This window comes from Pseudodesulfovibrio sp. JC047, from assembly GCF_010468615.1.
Classification (GTDB): Bacteria; Desulfobacterota; Desulfovibrionia; order Desulfovibrionales; family Desulfovibrionaceae; genus Pseudodesulfovibrio.
Genome location: NZ_WUEH01000126.1, coordinates 1 through 319 on the forward strand (window position 1 = coordinate 1; position 319 = coordinate 319).

The window sequence follows — 319 nt, forward strand, 5'->3', positions numbered from 1 at the left end:
CTTCTCCGTCTTTTCTCCCCGGATAATCAAGAATACTGCTGTCTGCTTTTACCTCTACCTGATCGTTCTCCGGCTGAATCTGAATATCAGCACTGAGCATCTGATTCTGTATGTAACCGATCACCTTATTCCCGTTTTTTTCCACAGAAACTTTACTCCAGTTATTGTCGCACACAGCGCTTCTGGAAACTTCATCCCCAAGGCCGACCTCTGCAAGAGCCTCTCCTTCATCACCGGGTACTGACCGGAGGGCTGCTGCCTTGGCTGTCACATAAAGTATGTCGCTGCACGCTGCGACTTTTACAGAATTGCCCTGTCC

The 319-nt window shown here is 49.2% G+C and carries 1 pseudogene; it reads right to left on the reverse strand.

Annotated elements, in window-relative coordinates:
* Nucleotides 1-319: pseudogene (locus GO013_RS16865) on the reverse strand (hypothetical protein); the annotation flags it as partial.